The following is a 23,493-nucleotide window of genomic DNA, read 5'->3' as shown; positions in this document are numbered from 1 at the left end:
GGTTGATATGCGACAGTTGTACTGCGTTCATGCAGCCTGTTCACCGCCGCCTATCTGATCGTCTTGGAGCTGCTGGATGCCCTCACCCTTGTTGATGTCGTTCGTCCAGTTCGAGATCGCGCCGATAGAGTAGGGCTTGCCCGTATTCGGGTTGTCAGGGAGCGCATCACGGATCATCCGGACACTCTCACCCTTTGCATTCCGCTCACGCGCCTCTCGACGGTGGCTCGCACGTGCCTGTGCCCGCTCAGCTTCCATCTGCCGCTCGTCGGCTGGTTTCCCGTCGCCGTCGCCGATCGAAGTCGTGATCTCCATGTGCGGCGGGATACTGGTGTCCCAGTCGGGATACCGGAGTTCCTCGTCGTCGAGAAGGAGGACGCGGGCGTGCCAGCCGGAGTCGTGGTCCTCGTTGTCCGTGTCGTAGTGGTGCCAACTCGGCGGGACGAGACGAACAGGCGAGATTCCCCACAGGTCGGCGTCGCCTGCCGACGGGCCGGTCCCGCTGACGATCCCGGCTTCCCCCGCTCGCTCGGTAACGTTGTTCTTGAGCGCCCGCCAGCCACTCTGACCGGCCCAACGGAACACCTTCTCGATGAGTTCGTCCGAGCCACCGAAGACGACGTAGCGGTTGAACCGCTTGCGGACTGCCTTTTCGACCTCTGTGGCGTCCTGCGTGTCTGCACAGACCGACGTGTGGATGTGACGGTTCTTCCGGAGCATCTGGTGGATCCGATGGATGATGAACTCGACGACAGCCTGCACCGCGGCCTCGAGCTTCCCGCGGTGCTCGCGGTGCATCGCGATCTCCGAGAGCTCCCGCAGGTTGATCGCCCGGTCAGGCCATTCCGGGTGCTCCCAGCCGTTATCCCAGTGCTGGTCGAGCAGGTACGCGATGACGACGTACTGTGCGAGTTCACTCCCACACGTCGCCTGCGTGAACGAGGTGATCCGCTCGGGCGTTGTGTAGATCTCCTCGATATCGATCGCGTGCTCGTCAGTGTGGGTCCGGATGAAGCCGAACGACTGGAGCAGCTTCAGCACACGAATCGCCCCCTTCTTGTGCTTGTCGCTGAGTTCATCGCGCCGCCGGATCTCTTCCGCGAGGTCATCGAGACACCAGTCCGGGATGCGCTCGTCGACGGCGCGGTAGGCGCTACGGATCGTTCGCTCTTCGTCCGGAGACACGCGCTCAGCGATGATCGACGAGAGCAGGCTTTCAGACAACTCCGATGCAGGGATCGTGAACGGGATCACGCGACACTCGCCTGACTCGCTATCGTGCGGGAGTTTCATCTCGTCTGCCGTCGCCGACAGCGGCGCGTAGATGTCGAGCTTCGGATCGAGGTCGTCCTCCTCGAACGTGGGCGCGAGGCCCATCTGTTCGCGGACGTGGGTGAGGTTCGGCTGCGACTGCGGCACGTCGTAGAGGACGTTCTCGCCCTCGCCCATGCCGATGAAGTCGAGGCACTTGATCGTCCGACCGTCGCCCATCGTCTCGCGGTAGTAGTCCTCGAACTGGCGGCTGGCCGCCGTGGACTTGCCGCCGCCGGTGCCACCGAGGTAGAACGACTTCAGCTTGCCCGAGGAGAGCGAGACGGCGTTGACCGGGTCGCCGAAGTTCATCTCTGGGCGCTTCAGGTGCTCGCCGAGTTTGCATGCGAAGCCGACTGCATCCGTCCGCCGCTTCAGGTTCCGCGGGACGAGGTCCTCGTACTCCGCCACGGCGTTGGCGCCGGCGAGGGCACCCGCGACCGTCTGTTGGACTGCGGCCTCTGGCGTGTCGTAGCCGCCCGTGTGCAGCGACACCGTCTCTGAGGGTCGGGGTCGCCTGTCGGCCTCCGACAGCGCACGGATGTACGGCGTCGGGTTCGTGTAGAACTCGTTGACGGCCTCGAAGTTCCAGTCGTCGCGATGGCCGACATGAGCGTCGAAGTAATCCGGCGTGCGTTCGTCAGCGTCGAACAGCAGCGGGTAGATCTCGCCTGCGAGTTTCCGCGCTGTGTAGAAGTAGTGCCGGCGTTGCCCCCGTTCAAGGGCTCGGGAACACTTCCGGATCCCTTCACGGATCGCGGTCCGACGCTCGCTTTCCAGTTCCGAGCGCTGGCGCTCGCGGTTGTGCTGCTCGAAGCTCGGAGAGTCGTCGTAGCTACTCATGAGGGTATGTGTGTTGGGTATGGAAAATCGGTCAGTCGGCGGTCTGTCCGGTGGGTTGCGTGTCCGCGTCCGTCGACGCAGCGTCGTCGGGGATCTCGTCAGTCGTGAGCACCGCGATCAGTTCGCGGAGCTCGGCTTCTACCTCGCCGACGAACGCCGCGAACTCGTCTTGCGCGTCGACGAGGACGAGCGGGCGGCCGTTGTGCTCGGCCCTGAACTCGCGGATGCCCTCGTCGATGTTATCGGCGTTGCGGACCTCGATCGGGAGCTTCCCCCGCTTGAGGACGCACTTGTGGGCGTGCTTCCCGTCACAGGTACAGACGGGGTCCTCCCGAAGCTCCTCGTAGTACTCGTCCGCGAGGAACTCCGCCTTGCTCTCAGCGTCACTCCGATCGAAGCGCTTCGCGAGTTGGAACTTCTCTTTCTCGGCCTGGATCTGGTCGAGGAGGAAGTCCTGGTAGGCGTTCGGCCGTGAGATCCGCTGGAGGTCCGGCGTGATCTCGGTGAGCCGTCGGTTGGCGTACTGCTTCGTCTCTAACGAGATGTTTGAAGAGGCGCGCTCGAACTTCGTCTCCACCTTGTCGAGTAGGCCCTCGAAGCGGTCGAGTGTCACCGCGCCCACCCCAATATCGGCTTGAGCGGGTCACTGAACCACAGCACCCACACGGCGGCGATGACGCCGACCGCACCGGCGAGCATCAGGTACCACACGCCAGACGTGAGCGCGTAGTAGGTCGTGAGGACGCCGAACAGCAAGAACACGGCCTCCTTGTACGTCCGCCATCGCGAGAGGAGCCAGCGGGCGGTTCCGGGCCGGAACATCGCGACGAGCACGCCGACGGCGGCGGCCATCCCGACGATGAACCATACCGCCATCAGCGCATCCCTCCGACCCGGCGCATTACTCGCGTCCCCAGCCCCCACGTCAGCAGTGCCGCGACGGCGATGACCGACGCGATGACGAGCAGTGTAAGGGGAGAGCCCGAGGTCTGGCTCCAGATGACCGCCGTCGCGAGCAGCGCGATCACGACGATCATCCCCCGCCCGTTTGGAGAGAATTCAACCGCCATCAGGCACCTCCGAACCAGCCGGAGACCTGCTCGATGATACTGTCGACGCCCCGCATCGCGTCGTTGACCGCGGCGCCAAGCCCGCCCGTGACCGACCGGCCGTCACGGTACCGGACTTCCGGCGGCTCACTCCCTGTCGCGAGGAGGTACGTCCGGTTGGGGTGATCGGCTTTGCTGTACGTGCAGACGGGTGCGTCATCGCCGTCACAGGCGGCGACAGGCACCCATTCAGCGTCTTCGCCGCCCACAGCGGCGTTGTACTGGATGGTCGTTGCATTCTCGGTGTGGATGTAGTCGGTCTCGTTATCGTCCAGCTCGTCGCTAGAGTAGTAGTGCCACTCCGCGCCCGCCGTCGAGAACGACGGCAGGTCGATCCCGGTCGTGTTCCCAACGATATCGGAGATCCCCGATTTGCCGTCGGCGATCGCCCCGCGGCTCACTGAGATCGCGAACACCGCGCTCGTCTCGCCGTCGAAGGAGATCGTGACGCTCGTGTAGTCCCGCTCATCGGTCGGCACGAGATCGGCGGTCGCGACGCCGTCGATGCTCTCCAGGTCCTCCTTCAGTTGCGGCGAGACGTACGCCGCGGGGAGGTAGAATCGAACTGTGCGGGAGATCTCCTCGTTGTAGTCGACCCGGAGAAACACCCGGCCCGTGCTCCGCGTCGCGAGATCCGACAGGCCCACGTCGCCAGCGTCGTCGGCGACGGTAAGCGTCATGTTGAGGCCGTACACGTCGCCGGTGACCTGACCCTCGGCGTCGTAGCGATCCTTCGCCGCGCTGCTCGTCAGTGCGTGGTCCGTGTCGGCCTCGTAGACGCTCGACTGCGCGGCCGCCGTCGCGACCGCCGCCGGTGTGAGCATCGCCACAACGAGCACGAGCGCGAGGCCGATGCGTGCAGGACGGCGACTCATACCTTGGTCCACCGGGACCGCCACACGTCCATCACAGCCCCTCGGATGGTGCTGCTGAGGGCTATCGACAAGACGATCCCGACGACGGCCATTACGAAGTACGAGTTTGAGACGGCGACCGTGTAGTAGAGGATCAGCGTCCCGAACACGAGGACGAACAGTTTCCACGCGATCCGGGCCGGTGTCCCCCTGAAGATGCCGCTGACAGCCCGGGTGAGCGTCCGCGGAATAGGGATCCAGACCATCTACATCACGGCCCCGTAAGCCAGTCGGAGGATCGCGACGCCGATGAAGAACAGTGCGGTCAGCGCGATCAAGATTCCCGGTGCAAACCCGACCGACGACGAGAGCATCGCTGCGACGATGATCACGACGTTCGTGACGAGCTGTGTGAACGGATCTGGTGCCCAGATCGCGTTTCGGGCGAGTTGCCGTCCGATGTCGAGGTATGTTCGTGGGTCGAACCAGTCGATGCCGGCGTCGATGCTTGCGCTCATGATGTGGGTGTGAAGGTGGGCTCTGTGTGGGTGGTTACCGCTCAGTATCGAACGAACACTCGACTGCGCCGCCGTATTCGGCTGCGAGACGGCCCAGATAGCGGTCAGTCGACGAGTCGTTCGTGCTCGCGAACTCCTCCGTGAAGTTCGCGACTTCGTCGTCGGCGTTCGTCGCCGCATGGTCCTCGAGGGCACACTCCTCGTCGACGGTCCGGTCGGTCGCGTCGACGATAGTCGCGTTCTGGTAGTCGCCATCGGCCACGTCAGCGACGAGGTAGACCGTCTCGGATTCGTCGTCCACGTCGAACGTGACTGCCAGTACGTCGAAGTCCGTACCTGCCGTCGAGCGGTTGTTCGCGTACGACTGGAGGGTCGCGTTGTTGGCGTTGAACTCCGCCTGGAAATCGGCGGCGGCCGTCGCGGCGTCGGTGCCGCTCGTGTCCGCTGTGACACGGTTCACGAAGCCGGTGACGGCGCCACGAACGCGTTCGGACCAGTCGGTGCCGTCGTCCTCACCGTCGAGGAGGTCGCCGACCAGCCCGTCGTCTTCGTCGTCGCTCTGTGCTACGGTTGCTGTGGGCGCAATCGCCGCCGTCGCGAGGAGTATCGCGATGACGAGCGCCGCTGCTCGGTGAGTGCGGTGCATAATGAGGCCCCGCGACCGGATTTGAACCGGCTCCAACGTCGGGGCGAAGGGCCGCCCGCGGGGGATGATCCCGCGTCCCATGCCGACGGCGGCCGTCGCTGGGTAGGGGTGTGTTTGGGGTGTTATCGGACGATTCGGATCAAGTGAGGAGTCAGCGCGTTGTTACGCCTCTACACGCTGGGATGGGTTGAGACGGATGTCCCCTGTGTTGGCGTCCTCAGCGGTTCGCGGGAAGTCGTAGATGTCGGCCTTGTCAGCGTGCGGCCTGCACAGCACCACGCCGCCGATTCGGACGTGTCCGTCGTTCGGACAATCTCGCAACCCGTGACCGTACGCCTCACAGCCGTTGGAGGTCATTACGCCTCCTCGTCCCACTCCGGCTCGCCGTTCAGGTCCACTGCCGTGGCGGCTGTACTCGCCGCAGCTCCGTAGCCCGCGTCGTAGCTTCGGAGCATCGAGAACGTGTTACGGAACCCGAGCGCCTCGTTGCCGGTGACTGTCATGTCGAGCTCGGTCGTGCCCGAGTCGTCAGCGAGCGCATCGGCGTTGTTGACCGTCAGCGTCGAGCCGTCTTCCGAGAGGACCGCGTACGCGTCCTCGTCTGTATCGATCCACTCGGGCCCGTCACTCGCGCTCTGGTAGACCACCGGCAGGTAGCTGTCACCGGCCATCGTCGGAGCACTCAGGATGAGCGCGCCCTCGGACTTGTCGGTCGTCGACTCGCTCAGTGCGTCCGAGAGGTTGCTCGACGCCACCGACACCTCGACCGTATCGGTGTTGTTCGTGATCGTCGTCGACTCCTCCGACTGCGCTGCCGGGACGGAGTCGCCCGACGAGAACACGTTCAGCGTCGAGAGAATACCGCCGACCGAGCTCTCGGTCTTGGTGGTGTCGGCGTTGATCCACGCCATCTCGTCACCGTTCGCGAAGGTGAACGTGAGGTTGGTCTCGTCCGGGTCATTGGCCTCGGTGTTGTTGATGAGCGTGACGTTCAGCGTCACGTTCTCGTTGGCGCCAACGTCGATCCCGGAGTAGTCGCTGCCGTCATCCGCGAGCGAGACGTTGTAGTAGTAGTCCTCGTTCCCGGAGGCGTTGTGATCGTAGTGATCTGGCGTCGCCGTGAACAACGTCGTGCTGTTCTGCTCGACGACGACCTTGCTGTTGTTCGAGTCGGCGATCCATGAGAGGTTGCTGCTGGTTGTCGCGTTGTACGTCTGTGTCCCGCCGTCGGTGAGGTCCGACTCCTGGCTGGTGTCGGCCGTCTCGGTGTCGACGGTCGGGGCGGCGGCGAAGGCGACGCCCGCGGCTGCCGTGACCATCATGAGCACGGCGCCGACGAGGGCGAGCCTCCCGATCTTGCTGTTGCTGTTGAACATCGTGTGAATCGAAAAGGATTGATTGGTGAACGGTACGACTGTGGAGGCGTCGGGGAGGTGGGATCGTCGGCGGCGGCGGCGCACCTCCACCACCATGCCAGCGATAGCGTGTGACGGTCATGCTTGGAGACTCCCCGTGGTTCCGAGAACCGGTTGCATCGCGTGGACGATCGCGGCGTCCGTCGAGATTCCGAGCGTGTCCGACCGGCGCCACCAATCCGAACGGGTCGACATGATCCACGGGTTGACCGAACTCCCGGGTGCGACGGACTCCTCAAGCCCGTTCGCGAGCCACGAATCCCATTCATCGCGGAGGTCGTCCACGTCGGGGACGAACCCGCCGCGGCCCTCGTCGACGGCCGTGTATTGGTGCCACGGGTCGATCACACGGAGGCGCGGGTGCGTCTCGTCGGCGAGGACGAACTCGGACGCGAGTGCCTCGCCTTTGATCCAGTGGTAGATCGACGCGCGGATCCGCTCGACCTCGCCGGTCGTGTCGTTCACGACGACCTGGATCGGCTCGTGGTCCCCGTAGTGCGAATCGAGGTTGCCGATAAAGCCCGTTTGGTGGCTGTACGACGCCCAATACACGTAGATATCGGTGTCGTACTCCGTCGACGAGGCCCGCCAGCCGTACAGCGCGAGGAACTTTGCCCGGGCGTCGTCGCTCATGACCAGCTCGGGCGCGTACCGTTGCATATCGGACTCGGGGAAGTCGATCGTCACGTGGTCCGGCTGTGCGTCGTCGTGTGCGGCGCGTACTGGCGCGCTCGCGGCGGCGAGGCCGACCCCCGCCGTCGCTGTCGCTCCGACCGTCCGGAGCACGTCACGGCGCGTCGGCACGGTTACGCCCCCACGCCAGCCTGTCGAGCGACGCCGGCGAGGAACCCACCGCTCGCGTCACTCGCCGCGCGGTAGTAGTCGTCGCGCTGTTGGGCCGGGTCGGTCATGCTGTCGGCTTGCGACTCGGCGGGTGTTGTGCCGTCCGCGAGGTTGTCCGCGCGGAATAACCCGTGACCGGCCTCGACGGCCGCGAGTCGCGGCGCTGGTTGCGCCGACGACTGTACCGCGGCCTCGACCTCCTCGGGCGTGGCGTCCGCGAGAGAGGCGTTTGCGGCCATCGCACGGAGGAGCCCGCCCGCGACCTCCGGTGTCGCCATGCTCGTGCCCGACAGCGTCGAGTTACTCACGTAGCCGTCGGTGTTGGGCGCCTTGACCCGCTGTTGCATCCCCGGCGCGACCACGTCGATGGAGGCGCCCGCCGACTCGGTGCCGGCGCCGTCGGTCGTCGACGGGTCCGGCCCGACCTGTGAGAACGACGCCGACCCGAGCGCGCTTGCGCCCTGGTCGGAGTAGTTCGAGGCGCCGACGGCGATCGTCCCCGACACGTCCGCGGGCGTCGCGAGGCCCGGCGAGCGCGTCCATCGCGAGTTGCCCGCCGCGACGACGACGACCGACCCCTCCGAGTGTGCGTACTCGACGGCGTCGGCAATCGACTCGTCGTACACGGGCGACCCGAGCGAGAGGCTGATAACGCCGGCGTCGTGGTCCGCAGCGTAGCGGATCGCGGCTGCGATGTTGCTTGTCGAGCCCGAGCCCTCACCGTCGAGCGCCTTGAGGACGAGGAGGCTCGCGTTGGGTGCCATGCCGTCGTGAGTCGTGCCCGAGGCGTTGGCCGCTATCGCACTCGCGGTCCACGTGCCGTGCCCGTTGCGGTCGGCGAGCACGTCAAGCGAGTTGTTCTCGACCGTCTCCGCCGACCCGGTGAGGAACGACGCCGAGTCGTTCGTGATCCGAATGTCGGAGCCCGTCGATCCGTCGCCGAACACGCGACCGTCGGCGGTGTTGGCGCCGGTGTCGATAACGGCCACGGTCATGCCGTCGGTCGACGCCGACACGTTCCCGACGCCGAGGAGGTCGCCCGTCTCGGACATGGTCGTCGGCGCCGAGTCGTTATCGAACGCGATCCCCTCGGTCGGTCGCTCCGGGTCGTCAAACCCGAGGAGGCCGACTGTCTCCGGTTCCGGCACGTCGCCGGCGGTCGTGATCCGGTCGACCGGTGTCGGGATCGAGAGCTGGTAGTTCGGCCGGATCGACTCGACATACGCCAGCTCGGCGAGTCCCGGCCCGCCGCCGAGACGGTACGTGAACCCGTCCGGACCGAACCCGACCATGCCGCCCATAACGTCGAGGTACGGCGCTGCGACGGTCGCCGTGTTGCTCGTGTTGTCGACGTTGATGAGCGAACGATCGTCGGCGGTGCTCGCCCAGTTGTCGATATCGGCGACCGAGTCGTTCGACAGCGAGACGACGTAACTCGGCTGTGAGCCGTATGTCGTGATCGACAGCTCCGGCGTCGTCGTGGGTGCTGCGGCCGCGGGTGCTGCGGCGCCAGCGGTCACGACCAACAGCGCGAGGCCGACCGCCCCGGCTCGACGCCGTCCGAAGCGACGAACGCCGACCGGCAAGAGGAGGAGCGCGCCCGCCGAGGCGGCCCCGCCGAGCGGCACCGGCACCGACGGCACGAGCCCGCCGAGGCCCGCGTCGAGGAGCGGCACGTCGATCCCGGCCGTGAGGAGTTCGGCCTCGTACGTCACGCCCTCGACGACGCCGGGATTCGTGTCGGTCTCGATCGTCAACTCGCCGTTCGCGTCGGTGTAGCTCCGGATGAGCACTTGCGACGACGAGACGGTTACGTTGCCCTGTGCGGACTCCCCCGGGAGTGGGATCGCGTCGTCGTTCCGGTAGGCCGTCGACGACGGGAGGCCGAAGCTCGACGAGGAGTTGGTTTCCCACGCCGAGAAGTGGGTTGCGACGCGGACGTGCTTATTAACGGCCTGTTGCTGCGGGCCACTCACGACGCGGATGTTGATCGTCGATTCCGCCGGGAGTGAGACCGCGCTCGTGTAGACGTGAACCTCCGTCGGTGGGTCTACGTCCTCCGGGAGTTGACCCGTGATCGTGAGTTCGGTGCCGCCGCCGGTCGTGTCCACGTCGCCGGCGTCGAACCCGTCGCCGACGAGCGCGTACACGCCGACCGGCGACTCGCGGACTTGGATCCCCGGCGGGAGGTCGCGATCGGCGTCGGTTGCGGCCACGCGGACCGTCACCGTCGCGTTCGCGCCCTCCGCGTTCGTGAAGGTGACTCGTGCGACGTGGACGCCCTCGCCGTTCGTCGTGAGGCGTCCCGACCGGTCGCCCGTGACGCTCGTCGCGACCGTGTCGCCGCCCGGCCCGAACGCCTCGACCTTACTGATGTTCGAGACGGCCGAGTCCTCGGTTCCGACCAGCTCGAAGCCGACCGTCTGGTCCGGGCCGGGTTGGAGCGTATCAAGCCGGATCGCCTCAAGCGACGGCGGTCGTGTGTCCGACGTGGGGTTGCTTACGCGCGTGCTCGACTTCGCGAGGCCGTCCTCCGTAGCCGCGCGGACCGAGAACCGGACCGCCGACGGGTCGTTCTCGCCGACCGGGTAGTCGGAGATGACGACCGTATCACCGCCGAGCGGCGAGAGGCCCGATTCGATACTGACGTACTCCGAGGAGGCGTTGAGCGGCACGCTCGTCCCGTTCGAGTAGTGCGCCATGATCGACAACTGGTCGCGTGTCACGTCCGAGGCGAACGGGAACCGGGCGGTTACGGTACCGTCGCCGAGCGCGGTCTCGACCGATTCGGTGTCGACAGCCGACCGCGAGGTCGCGATCGCTTGCTCGATCGCGTTGATCCGCGCCCGGAGTTCGGCGTCCGACAGCTCGTCCGCCGGCCGGAGGAGTTCGGCGTCGTCGCCTAGGTACTCGTTCGCTCGCTTGCGAACCACTTCGCTATTTTCGGCGATCGTCCGGAGCGACTCGTACGTCCGGCGAAGCGATTCGCTCGTCTCGCTGCCAAGCCGGTTTTGCAACGCCGAGACCGTCTCGCGAAGGCCGGAGTCGTCGAGGAACTCCTCAAGCGCCGCCGTGAGGTTCTGGTACCGTCCGAGGTCGCCATACTGCGGCGCTTTGAACTCCCGGACGCGGACCGTCACGTCGTCGTTCGGGACGCTCGTTCGTGTCGGCGACGACGGCAACACGTACGAGCCCTCGTACTCTGTTGTTTCGTAGTACGTCCGGATATCGACGAGTTCAAGCTCCGAGGCGTCCGTCGACAGTCCCGGCGGCTTCTTGTACGCCTGTACGGCGACCGTCTCGACGTTCGCGCCAACCGACGCCGACCACTCGCCGTTTTCATTCGTCGTCACCGTCGTGGCGGTGAACTTGCCCTGGTCGAAGTTGTCGCGGATCGACTCTGCGCGGTCGGTGAGGTCGCCCGCCTCGCTTTCGAGGTCGGACGTGATCGCCGACGCGATCTGGTCGGGGTTGCCCGCGACGATCACGATCGCGTTTGCCGGATTCCCCTTCGGGTGGATGCGGTAGAACCCGGGCGGGAGTTCCACTTTCGCGAGGTCGTGCTCGCCGCCGAACGTCACATCGTACGTTGTACCCGTCGACACCGTCCGGTTGCCGACCGACTCGCCCGACGCCGCGAGCGTCTGAATCACGATATCGCGGTCGTTGACCGTCCCGCCCGGAAGGTCGGAGTTAACGCCGTCCTGAACGAGCCCGGAGCGTTCGGGATCCCACACGGACAGCGCGACCTCCTCGTCGGCCGGAACTTGAAGCGTCGGCTCGCCGAGCGTCGGCTCGTCGGACCACTTTGTGAGGCCCCAGTCCGAGAGGGTGTGAGCGGCAACGTACTCCGTGCTCGTCGACTCATACAAGCCCGAGGAGCCGGTGAGTTGTCGGTCGGGCTTCCATGCCGACGGCTTGGGGTTCTGTGCCTCGTCGACCAGCTCGTTCGCGCGTTCTTCGAGAGTTTGCGCGCCCGACGCCTCGATCTGTGAGTAGTCGACGCCAACCACTTTTACCGTGGCGTCACTCACCGGCGAGCCCGATTCCGTGACGACGCGGCCCGAAAGCTCGCCGTCCGAGTATTCGAGTTCGCTAATCGTGATGTCGTCTATCGTTTGCGATCCCATGTGATCGCTTTTCCCGAACTCGAACCGGGATTTGACGTGCGTGTAGTTTTGCGTGTCGAGTGGCTGTGTCGTCGTTCCGTCGCGGAGTCTCACCCGGTCGATTTCAGTCCACGTCGAGGAGTCGTTTGACCCGTACACCCGCGCGTACGGCTTGCCGAAGGCGCTGTGAACCCCAATATCCTCGTTGTCACTCCCGGTGAGTTCGGTCATGAGGTAATACCGGTTTTCGTCCGGGAGGAACTGTACTTCGGCGTCGCCCCCGGGCGTGTTCATGATTTTACTGGTCGAGTGATTCCAGTTGTAGAGATCGTCGGAGGTGAGTCGGATAATCCGGTAGTTCGGGAATCCAATGTCCCGATCCAGCCACATATAGTATTTCCCGTCGATCTCGACCACGTCCGGATCGCCGCCGGTCCATCCGAACCCGTTCAAATCGATCGGGACGCCCTGCTCCGTCCACGAGAAGGCGTCGGGGGAGGTGTAATGGTGGATCCGCGGGTCGTCGTTGCCGCCGGAACTCTCCTCCGCGTATGCGTGGAACGTGTCGCCGTCCTCGTCGTAGAAGATTCCCGCGTCCTGGTCCTCGAACACCGTTCCCGTTTCCGAGAGGTCGTCGAGCGAGTCACCGTACACGATCGTCGTGTTCGTCGACGAGCCCGAATCGTTGTTCGCGACGAAGTAGTACGTCCCGTCAACGCGGATCCCGTCGTTCAAGCTCCGTTTTCCGTCCGCCTTGAACGGCGCGATGTTGCCGGTGTTGACCGGATTCCAATCCGTCATGTTGTCGGACCCCCATACTTCGATCGTGTTGTCGCTGGAATTCCGCATGACTGCGGTGTACTTGTAGGAGTTCGAGTCCACCCCCGTGAATAGGATCGGGTCGGCGAACTGTCCGGAGCCGTCGTTAAGAATCTCGGTTTCCTCGGTCCAATTCCAGTTTCGGGAGTCGACGGTCGCGTTGTACTCGACCGAGCGAACGGTCCCGTCGAACTCCTTTGCCGAAGTGTTGTAGGACCCGAGCGTCACCTGGCGGTGCCACTGGCGGATTTGACTTACTCCTAACCCGGACTCGTAGAACCGCACGTCGTCAACGGTCGAATGTGAGAACTGCGTGGTTGCGTTCTTCGAGCCGATCGTCCAGTTGCCCGAGCCCGAGCTGATCGAGTTGTCGGCGTCGTCCGAATGGCGTACGTCCTCGTTGATCAGCATATTCAGGCCGGCCGACTCGTTGACGGAGATCGCGACCGAGTAGTACCGGCCCGCCATCATCGACGGTTCCTGGATGAGCGTTGTAGCACCGTAGCCGTCGACGTAGCCAGCTAATTCGTTCTCGCCGTCGGAGTCCTGGTCGCCGATCCAGATCCCGAAGTTGTCGTTTGCGCTTTGAGACCCGTGCGAAACGAGGTAATGCCGGTCGCCGTCGAGGTCGTCGGCGTCGATCTGAAACCGGAGGAGGACGGTGAAGTTGTTATCCGTCGCGATCGCCGTCTCGAACGGTTGGCCCACGTCGATCGTTCCGTTGTTCAGATCGTACGCCGTCCCGCCGTTGAACCCCTTGACGCCGCGGATTACCTCGGAGGAAACCGATCCGTTGTTCCCACCGTGGATATCGACCGCGTCGCCCGACTCGCCGTCAAGTGGGTACAGCGACGCGAGTTCGGACTCGTACAGTGGTGAACTGTAATTCGGACCGATCCCGATGGTGCCCGCGTCGTCGTGGTCGGTGTTCGGGACGTTCTCGTGATATGTGTTGTTTCCGTCCGTCCCATTATCCCAGTCGTCTCCGGTGTCCCACCCCGCTTTACTTACGTTCGTGTCGCCGTCGGTGTCCAACCGGACGCCGTCGGTGCCGAGGTCGTTTCGATCCCCGGACGCCGCGGACTGTGCCGTTCCCGCGCCGATCGCGGTCGCCGACGCGATCGGGGCGGTCACGAGGAGGACAGTCACGAGGAGCACGCTCGCCACTCCGATGGGCGAGTTCTCGGAGAGTCCGAGACTGCGGGCGATGCAACTACTGGATTCGTCTTTATCTGTCATTGGTGTTTCAAAATCGCTGTGTTAACTGTCGGTCGAATTGAGGTCGCGGACCAGCGTCTCGACGTTCGCCACGTCCGAGAGGCCGCCGCGCTTGCGATCCATCGCGTCGCTGCGGAGGTCCTGGCGCCGCCCGTCCGGCACGTGCCCGACGGCGTCGAGGACGTGTCCGACGACCTCGCGGAACTGGTCGGTCGGGAGGTCCGCGAGGAGGCCGCCGAAGCTAATCAGGCCGCAGTCCGGACAATACCGGTGTCGCCGGTGGTCGGCGTACCGCTCCTCCGTCGCCAGCTCGCGGAGAAGCGAGTACCCGCCGTCGGCGAGCGCCGAGAGGTCGAGTTGCTCACCCTCGTCGGGCTCGGCGTCCGTCGGCGCCCCGAGGTACCGCTCGTCGACGACGATCCGCGAACGATCGACGTAATCCTCGGGGTCCGACAGCTCGGCGATCGCCTCGAACTCGTGGAAACAGTGAGGACACAACACGTCGGCGTTCGGGTGTCGGAACAGGATCGACTTCGCGATCCACCCCTCGCGGTTGACACCCGCTTTCACCGTGTGTCCCTGCGGTTCCTGGTCGTCTCGTTCGTACTCGCCCGCCTCGAACGCGAAAAAGTTCTCGCGCGAGCCGAGCGGCTGGCGCTGTGGCTGTGATCCTGATTGGCTCATGGCGGAGTAATGACTGGTTGTCCCCGCGCGAATCGGCCCGCCCTGCGGCGGTTCGGCGCCGGATCCGGTCCGGCCGACGCCGGTTACATCCCCTCGCGAGGGCCGTCGCGACGAAGTTACCAGTAGAACCCGACCCCCGAACTAGAACCTCAGCAGAACGGGTATCGCGTGGTGTCGCTATGGGTACGCACGGGCCGTTTATATGCGATAGTCAGGTGGGATAGAATATGCAAACACTGCAGCGACGGAGTGGCAGCGGGCTCGTGACGCTCCCGAAGGACGGACTCGAACGCGACGGCGTCCTCGACGACGACGGCGAGATTCCCGAGCAGCAGAACCTCGTGGTCGACCGACTCGGGCGCCGCGTCTATCTGGTGCGGCTCGTCGACGACGCGCGCGTTCCGGATGCGGAGGAGACCGAGGTCGTCGAGCGGCTCGCCGCGCAGCGGCTCATGCAGCAGGACGCGTTCGGGCGGACGCAGACGGCGGATTGAGTTTTACAGAGCTACACGTCTGTCAAAGTCGACCGGCGTTCGGAGGTCCGCACGGGCCGTATTTACGTCTCGGTGGAAAGTAGTTTTACTGTCAGCTATGGCATGGACAAGGGAACCCCTCACCGAACCCGAGCTCGACGACCTCCTCGACGCTGCTGACGGGCGTGATCTCGACCACCAAGTGACGATCTACACACTCGCTCACACCGGGCTGCGAGCGGACGAACTCGCGCACCTCCGCGACGACTGGATCGACTGGCAGGCCGAACGGTTGCGCGTGCCGCCCGCCGAGGGTGAGTGGACGCCGAAGACCGAGCACTCCGCGCGGACGATCCCGCTGAAGCATCCGGGGACGGTGCGGCGCCTCCGCGACTACTTCAGCTATCACGAGGCGTACGACGCGACTCGACAGACCGTGACGAACCGCGTGAAGCGTGTGGCTGCCGAGACCGACCTCCGGAAGAAGATCACGCCGCACGTCCTCCGGCACACCTACGGGACGCTGATCGCGGCGCGCGGTGCGACCCCGCAGTACATCCGCCAGACGATGGGCCATGCCGACCTATCGAGCGCGAACGACTACCTGCAGTACGCAGGCACGCAGCTCGACGCCGAAGCCGAGGAACTCTGGTGAAAACTGAACATGAAGGACCGATCTGTCCACGCCACGATCGTCGAAAACCTCGAACAGCCGGGTTCCCGAACGAAGGACCGCCTCGTCGAAGCACTCGCCGAGGAGTACGACGAGGTCGACGTGAAGCACGCTCTCGGCGATCTACTCGTCGAGGGCGTCGTCGAGGAGCACCCCGAGATCGACAGCGCGTACGTCCTCGCTGAGGAGTAGATCGCCCCGATCTGAACAACGGCGCGTCGGCGACAGCGTGATTCAGTGTTCAGTTTCGAGGAACGGGTGATCTCGGGCCCGATCGCCGTGGGTCTGCGTTATAGAACAAAGCAGTAATCGACAGCACCGCCGCTGGTCGGTGTGAGCGCGTCGAAAGAAAGGGTCCGCGTGAAGCGGAAGGTGACCGGGTTACGCCCGGTCAGTCGTGGTTAGTTAGTTGTCGCGGCGGACTGCCAGCAGCGCAGCGCCGATGAGGGCGATGACTGCCAGCACGGCACCGAAGCCGGGCGTCGACGTGGACGTCTGGGTCGCCGTCGGCGTGCCCTCGTCAGGCGTCGCGGTGGCCGTCGGCGTGCCCTCGTCAGGCGTCGCGGTGGCCGTCGGCGTACCGTCGTCCGGCGTCGCGGTGTCCGTCGGCGTACCGTCGTCCGGCGTCGGCGTCTCCGTCGAGATGCTCTCGACGAGCACACCGTCAGCCGACGCGGAGACCGCTGCCTGCTGCGTGGACGCCTCGAAGGTGTCGCCCGCAGCGTTCTCGCTCAGGTCGTACGAGGCGTTGAACGTACCGTCCGCCTGAACGGTCGCGGTCTGCGTCTCGATGAAGCGCGGCTCGGTGTCGTCAGTCGACTGGACGCGGAGCGTGAACTCCGTCCCGGGCGCGACGTTCGTCGTGCCCGAGACCGTGGCGTCGTCACCGACGACAGCTTCGATCTCGTCGTCAGCGTTCAAGTCGAAGTCAATCTCGGCGGCTTCGACGCTGAAGTTCGCCGAGGTCGTCTGGAAGTCGTCCATGCGCTCGTCCGAGTCAGCGGTCTCGTCGATGTTGAGGAGACGCTGGTCCTGGACGGAGATGTCGACGTTGACCTCGTCACCGTCCTCGAAGCCGTTGGCTTCGAGCGCGGCCGCGTCGACGAAGATGAAGTACTGCTCCTCACCCTCGTCGTAGACGACGGTCATGGAGTTCGCAGCATCACTGGCGTCGGTGAACGCCTCGGAGATGTCAACCGTGGTCGCATCCTGGTTGGCTCCGGGGTTCTCCTCCTCGAAGACGACGTTCAGTGCCTGCTCGTCCGAGTCGAATCCGTTGTCCTGCTGGGTCGCCTTGAAGAAGGCTGCCGTCGTCGAGTCGCCGTCAGCGCTGGCGTTCTCGATGAGACCCTGCAGGCCGGGGGCGCTAAGCTGGTGAACCAGGATGTCGTCGCGCGGACCGTCATCGTCGATCGCGACGGTGTCAGTCTGCGTCACCTGGTCGTTCTCGATGGCGTCGAGGATCGCCTGCTGCTCGTCGACGTCGTCGTCGGCGATGGCGTCCCCAACGTCATCATACGTGGTCTGGCTCGTGCGCCAGAGCGTCTGTTCGGGCGCAGTCCGCTCGTTCACGATGAACGTGCCGACGTTGTCCGGGTTGTCGGCAACGGTCTGGTTGCCACCGACACCCACGGACACGAGGTAGTCGCCCGTGTCGAGGATGTCGCCGAGGCGCTCGTAGTCCTCGGAGTTCTTGTTGGTCAGCTCGACCTCGTCGTCAGTGCCGACGCTGTCACCAGCGAGCGTGACGACAGTCTTGGTGGAGCTGTTCATACCGGCCGTGTAGGTGTTGAAGTTGAACGAGACAACACCGTCGTCGTTGCCGTCGGTGACGGAGACGTTGGCCTGATAGCCGTCTTCCCCGATGTCACCGACAAGCACCGTTGCGTCGCCGCCCTGCGCGGCGTCGTTCATCGTGACGTTGAACGTCGCGATGCCACCCTGGTTGACGCTGACGGAGCTCTCCCCGAGGTCAGCCTCACCCTCACCAACGTCGTTCACAGTGATGGAGGCGTCGCTCGTGACGCCAGTGTCAACAACCTCGAAGGTGAAGTTGTACTGACCCTCGTCGACACCCGAGAAGTTCGTCTCGAATGCGCCGTCCTCGACACCCTCGATGATGAACTGCTCGTCCTCATCGTCCTCGCGGACGCTGAAGCTGTCACCGAAGATGTCGTCAAGCTCGTCATCGTCGTAGTCGAGATCCTCGGAGTCGACGATGACTTCGAAGCCGTCGCGGTTCCCGTCGATCTCGAGGTCGGTCGTGGTGGACCCCTCGTTATCGACGGTGTCGTCGGCGAACTCAGCCGAGAACTGCTGCTCGACGATCTCGAGCGTGTTGTTCGTCGTCGCCGTCACGCCCGGACCACTGATGAAGTAGTCACCAGTTTCGAGGCCGTCGGAGCTGATCTCGACGAGCTCACCGTCCGCGTTCGTGGTGTAGTCGTTCTCGAACGTGCTGGAGGTGATGTCGTCACCGCTGGTCTCGTCGACCGAGCGCAGCTGGTACTCCGTGTTCGGCTGGAGCGTAGTCGCGTTGAACGTCTGGCCGGAGTAGATCAGCGAGACGCCGCTCTCGCCGTCAGCCTCGTAGACGACCTCACCGTCGTCAGAGCCGGACGGAGCGGTGATGTCGAACGTCGGCGTTGCTGCGGTAGCATCGTTGGTGCCGCCGGCATCGTCAATGGTGACCTCGACGCCGTCAGCGGGAGCGACGTTCGTGAGGTCGTGAGTGACACTCAGCGTAATAGTGCCCTCGTCGCTCGCTGCGGAGCCATTAACGTCGAGCGTAATGCTCGTTGCGCTGGCCACCGACAGATTGTCGGCGGTGATATTACCAGTGGTGTCAGTGACACTGCTAATTGAAGCACTGGTAATGTTACCAGTCGCGTAGTCTACCGTGATCTGTTCGTCTGCCGTATCTTGGACCGTCACGTCGAATGCGACGGTCTGAGTAGCACTGTCCGCTCCGGCGGTGACATCACTCGCCGAGGCAGCGTCAATTGTGCCAACGTCCGCAGCCGCAGTCCCTGTAAACGCGACAGTGCCAGCGAAGACGCTGAACACCATCAGCGCTGTCAGGAACAGCGCGCGGATCTTGTTATTGTTGTCTGTCATGGTTTGCGTTAGTTCGCAACTGCATCGCACCGCACTGCATCCGACCACTCATGCAACCGACTCCTTTCGAGACGCGTGCCACGACCGATCCCGTACCGGCGTGACTCGGAGCGGTTCACATCAGCAGCCATGGGTAGGGGTACAGACACCCATTCTGACGTGACTGGTAAATACTTTGTGTGGATCTTCGGGGTGTGTTACTCCTTCACAGCCCCCGTAACTGCCGATTTCGGCGGAATCGGGATCGCGAGGGTCTGAGTGGTATCCAATATAAGCGGCCGTTCGTCCGATCCAAACCGATAATTACCTTGATCAGGTATGTGCGAACGGGCCCACACGGGCACGGCGTGGCCAGGGTAGGGCCCGCCGGCGCCCTCGTTTTCGGTGGGTGATCGTATTCGATACGCGCACCAGTACTGAAGCTTCAGCTACGCGTCCTCGGTCGACTCGTCGTCGAACGCCGCCTCCAGCGCCGCCGACCACGAGCCGAACCGTTGTTGATACGTGCGGAGGGCGTGCTTGCCGTGCTTGCGGAGGTCATCGGCGACAGGACGGTCGCCGATCTCATCAGCGAGGCGGTGCAACTCATCGATGAGTTCCTCAGTCGTCACCGTCTCGGTGCCAACCTCTTCGTTCGGCTCGAAGCCGGCTGCTGTGACGGCGTCGTTCCACGAACCGAAGCGCCGGATGTAGGTGTTCGGACTGTGCTCACCATGTTGTTCCATCGCGCGCGTGGTGGGTGTCCCATTGACCTGCTCGGCCACGCGTTCGAGTTCTTCGAGGAGCGCGTCGTCGGAAACAGGCTGGCGGTCCTGGCTGGGTGAGGAGTCGATCCCTGCGGCTTCGAGGGCATTATTCCACGACCCAAACGCGCGGCGGTACGTCGACGCCCAGTACGCGCCGTGATCGTTCATGTCGGTAGCCGTCGGCCGCTCCCCCAGTTCGTCGACAAGTCTGCCGAGTTCGTCGAGTAACTCCTCGTCGGTGACTGCCGAGTCGGGTTCGCGTGGTTCGTAGCCGGCTGCGTCAAGTGCGTCTTGCCACGAGCCGAAGCGATCGTAGATCGTCGTCACCGCGGCGGTGCCGTGTTCGCGATAGTCGTTGAGAGTCGGCTTCCCGCCGACTTCGGCAGCGACGCCGCGGATGTCTTCGATCAGGTCGTCATCGCTGTAGGGCATACGTGGGTGATATCCGGACGGGCGTTTGAACGTTCGGACAGTGACTTTCTCGCTGCAACAGCGAGGGAGCGATTCCGTTCACTTCCACCGCCGATCCCTACCCGCATCCGGGTCCGTTCACTTACACTCCGCCCATGGCTCGCTTCTAATACCGAACGGGGTCGGTACTGAGTTGATGTCTGGAACAACCGAGAGCACGGGGACGTTCACACACGTCCAAGGCGAACTCACGTGGACGATCGCCGAGCACCGCTCCCCGAGCGAGGCCGTCAGCATGACCCGCCACCTCACCGAAACCGACGAGGGTCGCTACGAGCTGCTCGGGCTCGTCAATGACTGCGAGATCGCGCTCTTCTGGGACTACTTCTGGAACCACGTCGTCGCCGCGAGCTTCGACGCGGACGGCGTCGACGATCTCGCTCGGGACGTTCCCGAGGAGATCCGGTACGCCGGTCGCGGCGAGTACTTCGCCGATGTCGACCTGAACGAGTGGGACTGGATCCACCCCCGGCACCAATGGCGAGCGGAGTAACCGTGTCCGTCCCGCGGGTACTCGAACTGGATCGAGTTCCCGAGCGGATGCCGCATCGAGACGCGACACTCCGGCAGTTGACGAGTGCCCTCGACCCCCTCCGCTCGGATCAGCCGGCGTACCCGATCTGTCTCTCCGGGCCGACTGGTGCTGGAAAAACGGCTGTCGCCCGGTTCGCGGTCGGCGAGCTGCAGCGAGAGACGGCGGTGAACACCGCGCACGTCGACTGCCTTCGAACTCGGTCTCGGACGGCGATCCTCGAAGAAGCGCTCGTCGACGCCGGACTGAAATCGCGCTCGTCGCCGAAGGCGGAGGCCTCGTCGTCTCTGCTGGCACAGATGGAGGAGGCCGACTCGCCGATCGTCCTCACGCTCGACGAGGCGGAACACATCGAAGACGAACACCTCCCGCACGTGCTCTTTGAGGCGGACGGCGTGACACCGATCTTCGTAGTTCACGACTACGAGCGGTTCGCCGCCCGGCTCGATTCCGCGACCGCGTCGCGACTAAGGACCGGCCCGCACATCGAGTTGAGCCGGTATTCGCAGCGCGAGCTCGTCGACATCCTCGAAGCGCGCATCGACGCCGGCGATCTCAGCGGGATCACGGACGGGACGATAGAGGTGATCGCCGATACCGCTGCGGGGAACGCCCGCGAGGCGATCTCGATCCTCCGGGAGGCGTACGTCAAGGGAAAATCAGAAGACGAGCGGGTCACGCCGGCGCTGATCGCCGACGTTCGCGAGCCGGCGATGGAATCGATCCGGCGGTACAACGTCGACCGCCTCGACACACCGCATCGACTGCTGAAGCACATGATCGACGACGCCGGCGAGATCACGGCAGGCGAGCTCGCGGACTTGTTCGAAGTCGAATACCCGGACGCCGACGGTCACGACCGCCGCCGGTATCTGAACGTGCTCGTTCGGTACGGGTGTATCAGGAAGAAGGGGAGTGGGAGGGGAACGCGGTATTTGTCGATCGCAGAAGCGGAATAGTGACTTTGATACCTCTTTTGAAAATTAGATTGTCAAACACTCTAAGTGGTGATATGGCTGCATTCTACCCAGCGTATCAGCAATTACAACCCAGTAGCCCAGCGCGTATAACCCTGAAATGCTCATATTCTGATTGTCGAATTTCTAACTGTGATATCTCAGAGATACTAGACCGGTCAAAGGACTCAACCCTCTCACATAGTTTCAAGAAGTTTGGATTTCAACAGGCAACAAGGGATGGACTTAGTTGAATGGGGTCTTGGTGGCTACAAGAGCATTGTTGAGTACCATGATTTCTCTCTTGATTCCCTCAACGTAGTTGTCGGGAAGAATAATTCCGGAAAATCAAATATTCTCAGTTCGTTGATTGATTATGAGACATTGACCGGCGCGGGAGTTTTAAGTAATAGTTGGAAGATGTCACGTGTTTCGGGGAAGAAATTTGATCAGAAGCTCCGGATTTATGCCCGATTTAGATTAACCGATGAAGAGCTAAAAACCGTGTATGAGCGGATAAGAGACCGCGAACCGGTATCTGAATCGGAGATCGATCGATGGCAAGAAAATGACTATTTACGCTTTATTTATCACCACCGGAATTTGGGACCTTCAGGGGTTGCTGGGGCTGATTTATACACAGCGAATTTTGGAGATCGTCGGATCCCAATATATTTTACTAATATAAATGATTCAATAAGAACAGTCCTGCTGTACTCGCTACCGGATGATGATGAGCTGGTGTTTCGTAGTGCTAGCACTGGTGGAGGTGTCTGGAGTTGTGTCTCCGATATCATTGAGAAGTCAGTTCAATCTTGGAAGGCGGTAGGTGCCTTTCGGAATCCAGATGATTCTAAAGAAGTTCTAAACACTGTGGACTTGGAAACTGACGGAGATAACTTGACTCAGGTGCTTCACACGCTACGAGATCGACCTGATGACCATTTCCAAGAAATTGCTGAAACCTACTATGAGGTGATGGAGGGGGTTGAAAACATCCGGACTCCGCTGCGGGGAAATCGAAATACAACGGTAGCCATGGATGAAGTCGGTTTTTCTGAAGGTTTTGACTTTGAGGAGATCTCAGCAGGATCCAAGCAAATTCTAACTCTCATTACACAGATCGTGCTTGCAAAAGAGGATACGGATCTACTGTTGATTGAGGAACCTGAATTACACTTGCATCCCAGTGCTGAGCGTAAAATCTTCAATTTAATACAGGATGTAGTAACTCAGGAGAACGGACCACAAGTAATCATCTCGACGCACTCCGAGGTCTTTGTGGATCTGAGTAAGGCGAATAGCATTGTGAGGGTGGATCGGGATCAAGAAACAGGCAGAACCTCGATTCAAGGGATTGGTGACCGCGAGGTTGATGATGTATTGATTGATCTGGGTTACGAGAAAAGCGAGTTATTCCAATCATCTGTAGTTGTGTTTGTAGAGGGACGATCCGATCAACGAATCTTAGAAGAGTTTAGTAAAACACTCGCGGATACCTCTGAGAGATACTCTTCCTTTGACGAGCTCGGTGTGACACTCCATCCCTTGGGTGGTTCACGGTTGAGAAAACACGGAGCCGAACTCTCGCATATTGTGGGCAGGCTCCGAATTCCATACAGATTTGTGGTCGATTCGGATGACCAAGACCCAGAGGAGAAGGAGGAAGAACTTGAGGAGATTCTTGAAACTCCGAAGATATATGCTCTTAATGAATACTGTATTGAATCGTATTTGTTGAAGGCTCCAGAGGCCATATCCGATGCTTTTCGCTATGATCTATCGGAAGTGGAGAGATATATAGAAGACAGTGAAAGTCGTCCGAACAAGAAAGAAGTACTCAAAGATCTCTATCAGGAATTCGAAGACGCACCAGTTTCGTACGATGAAGAGACTCACGGTGCGATGATTGCTCGTCATATGGATGAGGTTGAGATCGATTCAGAATTGAAACGGCTTATCAGAGAAATCCAAGAACTGGCCTCAAATTGAGCTCTGTTAGTAACCGTCTGAAAGTTCAACTGTGCCAGTCTGACGGAAGTACTGGTTTTGCAAAATTCGTGTTTGGAAGTGGCGTAATTTGAGGGAGAGCTGTCGGGAAGTCGATCTCCGTGTCTGTGCTGTCTGGTGTTTTGCTGGTTTCCAGTTGAAATGAA

General features: G+C 62.7%; 21 protein-coding genes and 1 pseudogene. 6 read left to right on the top strand and 16 right to left on the bottom strand.

What is annotated here, in order from left to right:
- Positions 1-27: 27 nt before the first annotated feature.
- From K6T50_RS12380 to K6T50_RS12320, 13 genes are all read right to left on the bottom strand, one after another.
- On the bottom strand, positions 28-2,154 hold the full coding sequence (locus K6T50_RS12380; protein ID WP_222606895.1) for a hypothetical protein: 2,127 nt from the start codon (positions 2,152-2,154) through the stop codon (positions 28-30).
- Between the two features lie 31 nt (positions 2,155-2,185).
- Entirely contained in the window at positions 2,186-2,767 is a 582-nt protein-coding gene (locus K6T50_RS12375; protein ID WP_222606894.1) for a hypothetical protein, read from the bottom strand.
- A complete protein-coding gene (locus K6T50_RS12370; protein ID WP_222606893.1) occupies positions 2,764-3,030 on the bottom strand; it encodes a hypothetical protein in 267 nt (88 codons plus the stop codon). Before K6T50_RS12370 ends, K6T50_RS12375 begins: the two co-directional genes overlap by 4 nt.
- Positions 3,030-3,224 (bottom strand): hypothetical protein, encoded by a 195-nt coding sequence (locus K6T50_RS12365; protein WP_222606892.1) that lies wholly within the window; start codon positions 3,222-3,224, stop codon positions 3,030-3,032. The genes K6T50_RS12370 and K6T50_RS12365 overlap by 1 nt, the downstream gene beginning before the upstream one ends.
- On the bottom strand, positions 3,224-4,138 hold the full coding sequence (locus K6T50_RS12360) for a hypothetical protein (RefSeq protein ID WP_222606891.1): 915 nt from the start codon (positions 4,136-4,138) through the stop codon (positions 3,224-3,226). Before K6T50_RS12360 ends, K6T50_RS12365 begins: the two co-directional genes overlap by 1 nt.
- Positions 4,135-4,383 carry a hypothetical protein gene (locus K6T50_RS12355; RefSeq protein WP_222606890.1) on the bottom strand — a complete coding sequence of 83 codons (249 nt, stop codon included), beginning with the start codon at positions 4,381-4,383 and terminating at the stop codon, positions 4,135-4,137. Before K6T50_RS12355 ends, K6T50_RS12360 begins: the two co-directional genes overlap by 4 nt.
- Positions 4,384-4,635, bottom strand: coding sequence for a hypothetical protein (locus K6T50_RS12350; protein ID WP_222606889.1), 252 nt, complete (start codon positions 4,633-4,635; stop codon positions 4,384-4,386).
- A 34-nt stretch (positions 4,636-4,669) separates the two neighbouring features.
- Positions 4,670-5,281, bottom strand: a complete 612-nt coding sequence (locus K6T50_RS12345; protein ID WP_222606888.1) for a hypothetical protein — start codon at positions 5,279-5,281, stop codon at positions 4,670-4,672.
- Positions 5,282-5,443: 162 nt separating this feature from the next.
- The gene (locus K6T50_RS12340; protein WP_222606887.1) at positions 5,444-5,638 is read right to left on the bottom strand and encodes a hypothetical protein; all 195 of its coding nucleotides are present in this window, start codon (positions 5,636-5,638) and stop codon (positions 5,444-5,446) included.
- The gene (locus tag K6T50_RS12335; protein ID WP_222606886.1) at positions 5,638-6,657 is read right to left on the bottom strand and encodes a hypothetical protein; all 1,020 of its coding nucleotides are present in this window, start codon (positions 6,655-6,657) and stop codon (positions 5,638-5,640) included. Before K6T50_RS12335 ends, K6T50_RS12340 begins: the two co-directional genes overlap by 1 nt.
- Before the next feature lie 117 nt (positions 6,658-6,774).
- Positions 6,775-7,500 (bottom strand): hypothetical protein, encoded by a 726-nt coding sequence (locus K6T50_RS12330; protein ID WP_222606885.1) that lies wholly within the window; start codon positions 7,498-7,500, stop codon positions 6,775-6,777.
- 2 nt (positions 7,501-7,502) lie between these two features.
- Positions 7,503-13,706, bottom strand: a complete 6,204-nt coding sequence (locus tag K6T50_RS12325; protein ID WP_222606884.1) for a S8 family serine peptidase — start codon at positions 13,704-13,706, stop codon at positions 7,503-7,505.
- A 21-nt stretch (positions 13,707-13,727) separates the two neighbouring features.
- Positions 13,728-14,369, bottom strand: a complete 642-nt coding sequence (locus K6T50_RS12320; RefSeq protein ID WP_222606883.1) for a hypothetical protein — start codon at positions 14,367-14,369, stop codon at positions 13,728-13,730.
- A 227-nt stretch (positions 14,370-14,596) separates the two neighbouring features.
- Here K6T50_RS12320 and K6T50_RS12315 point away from each other — a divergent pair, with 227 nt between their 5' ends.
- From K6T50_RS12315 to K6T50_RS12305, 3 genes are all read left to right on the top strand, one after another.
- Positions 14,597-14,863, top strand: coding sequence for a DUF8053 family protein (locus K6T50_RS12315; protein WP_222606882.1), 267 nt, complete (start codon positions 14,597-14,599; stop codon positions 14,861-14,863).
- A gap of 97 nt (positions 14,864-14,960) precedes the next feature.
- The gene (locus K6T50_RS12310) at positions 14,961-15,497 is read left to right on the top strand and encodes a tyrosine-type recombinase/integrase (protein WP_222606881.1); all 537 of its coding nucleotides are present in this window, start codon (positions 14,961-14,963) and stop codon (positions 15,495-15,497) included.
- 9 nt (positions 15,498-15,506) lie between these two features.
- Entirely contained in the window at positions 15,507-15,707 is a 201-nt protein-coding gene (locus tag K6T50_RS12305) for a hypothetical protein (RefSeq protein WP_222606880.1), read from the top strand.
- Positions 15,708-15,920: 213 nt separating this feature from the next.
- Here K6T50_RS12305 and K6T50_RS12300 read toward each other — a convergent pair whose 3' ends face one another.
- The 3 genes and pseudogenes from K6T50_RS12300 to K6T50_RS12295 all read right to left on the bottom strand — a co-directional run bounded on the left by K6T50_RS12300 (position 15,921) and on the right by K6T50_RS12295 (position 19,810).
- Entirely contained in the window at positions 15,921-18,326 is a 2,406-nt protein-coding gene (locus tag K6T50_RS12300) for a BGTF surface domain-containing protein (RefSeq protein ID WP_225935422.1), read from the bottom strand.
- Between the two features lie 213 nt (positions 18,327-18,539).
- Positions 18,540-18,632 (bottom strand): annotated as a pseudogene (locus tag K6T50_RS19295) (surface glycoprotein); the annotation flags it as partial.
- 428 nt (positions 18,633-19,060) lie between these two features.
- Complete coding sequence (locus K6T50_RS12295; protein ID WP_222606879.1) at positions 19,061-19,810, bottom strand: homing endonuclease associated repeat-containing protein; 750 nt, start codon at positions 19,808-19,810, stop codon at positions 19,061-19,063.
- A 175-nt stretch (positions 19,811-19,985) separates the two neighbouring features.
- On the opposite strand from K6T50_RS12295, the gene K6T50_RS12290 reads away from it, so the two are divergent.
- The 3 genes from K6T50_RS12290 (at position 19,986) to K6T50_RS12280 (ending at position 23,329) form a co-directional block, all read left to right on the top strand.
- Entirely contained in the window at positions 19,986-20,342 is a 357-nt protein-coding gene (locus K6T50_RS12290) for a hypothetical protein (RefSeq protein ID WP_222606878.1), read from the top strand.
- Positions 20,343-20,389: 47 nt separating this feature from the next.
- Positions 20,390-21,340 carry a Cdc6/Cdc18 family protein gene (locus tag K6T50_RS12285; protein WP_222606877.1) on the top strand — a complete coding sequence of 317 codons (951 nt, stop codon included), beginning with the start codon at positions 20,390-20,392 and terminating at the stop codon, positions 21,338-21,340.
- 213 nt (positions 21,341-21,553) lie between these two features.
- A complete protein-coding gene (locus K6T50_RS12280; protein WP_222606876.1) occupies positions 21,554-23,329 on the top strand; it encodes an AAA family ATPase in 1,776 nt (591 codons plus the stop codon).
- The last annotated feature ends 164 nt before the right edge of the window (positions 23,330-23,493 follow it).

The organism is Halobaculum magnesiiphilum (genome assembly GCF_019823105.1).
Lineage (GTDB): Archaea > Halobacteriota > Halobacteria > Halobacteriales > Haloferacaceae > Halobaculum > Halobaculum magnesiiphilum.
Note: the sequence above shows the minus strand (reverse complement) of the source record. Positions and strands in the feature narration are given on the sequence as shown.

Coding starts and splice junctions, on each gene's coding strand:
- K6T50_RS12380 (WP_222606895.1), bottom strand. CDS start 2,154: ATGAGTAGCTACGACGACTCTCCGAGCTTCGAGCAGCACAACCGCGAG.
- K6T50_RS12370 (WP_222606893.1), bottom strand. CDS start 3,030: ATGGCGGTATGGTTCATCGTCGGGATGGCCGCCGCCGTCGGCGTGCTC.
- K6T50_RS12365 (WP_222606892.1), bottom strand. CDS start 3,224: ATGGCGGTTGAATTCTCTCCAAACGGGCGGGGGATGATCGTCGTGATC.
- K6T50_RS12360 (WP_222606891.1), bottom strand. CDS start 4,138: ATGAGTCGCCGTCCTGCACGCATCGGCCTCGCGCTCGTGCTCGTTGTG.
- K6T50_RS12355 (WP_222606890.1), bottom strand. CDS start 4,383: ATGGTCTGGATCCCTATTCCGCGGACGCTCACCCGGGCTGTCAGCGGC.
- K6T50_RS12350 (WP_222606889.1), bottom strand. CDS start 4,635: ATGAGCGCAAGCATCGACGCCGGCATCGACTGGTTCGACCCACGAACA.
- K6T50_RS12345 (WP_222606888.1), bottom strand. CDS start 5,281: ATGCACCGCACTCACCGAGCAGCGGCGCTCGTCATCGCGATACTCCTC.
- K6T50_RS12340 (WP_222606887.1), bottom strand. CDS start 5,638: ATGACCTCCAACGGCTGTGAGGCGTACGGTCACGGGTTGCGAGATTGT.
- K6T50_RS12335 (WP_222606886.1), bottom strand. CDS start 6,657: ATGTTCAACAGCAACAGCAAGATCGGGAGGCTCGCCCTCGTCGGCGCC.
- K6T50_RS12325 (WP_222606884.1), bottom strand. CDS start 13,706: ATGACAGATAAAGACGAATCCAGTAGTTGCATCGCCCGCAGTCTCGGA.
- K6T50_RS12320 (WP_222606883.1), bottom strand. CDS start 14,369: ATGAGCCAATCAGGATCACAGCCACAGCGCCAGCCGCTCGGCTCGCGC.
- K6T50_RS12315 (WP_222606882.1), top strand. CDS start 14,597: ATGCAAACACTGCAGCGACGGAGTGGCAGCGGGCTCGTGACGCTCCCG.
- K6T50_RS12310 (WP_222606881.1), top strand. CDS start 14,961: ATGGCATGGACAAGGGAACCCCTCACCGAACCCGAGCTCGACGACCTC.
- K6T50_RS12305 (WP_222606880.1), top strand. CDS start 15,507: ATGAAGGACCGATCTGTCCACGCCACGATCGTCGAAAACCTCGAACAG.
- K6T50_RS12295 (WP_222606879.1), bottom strand. CDS start 19,810: ATGCCCTACAGCGATGACGACCTGATCGAAGACATCCGCGGCGTCGCT.
- K6T50_RS12290 (WP_222606878.1), top strand. CDS start 19,986: ATGTCTGGAACAACCGAGAGCACGGGGACGTTCACACACGTCCAAGGC.
- K6T50_RS12285 (WP_222606877.1), top strand. CDS start 20,390: ATGCCGCATCGAGACGCGACACTCCGGCAGTTGACGAGTGCCCTCGAC.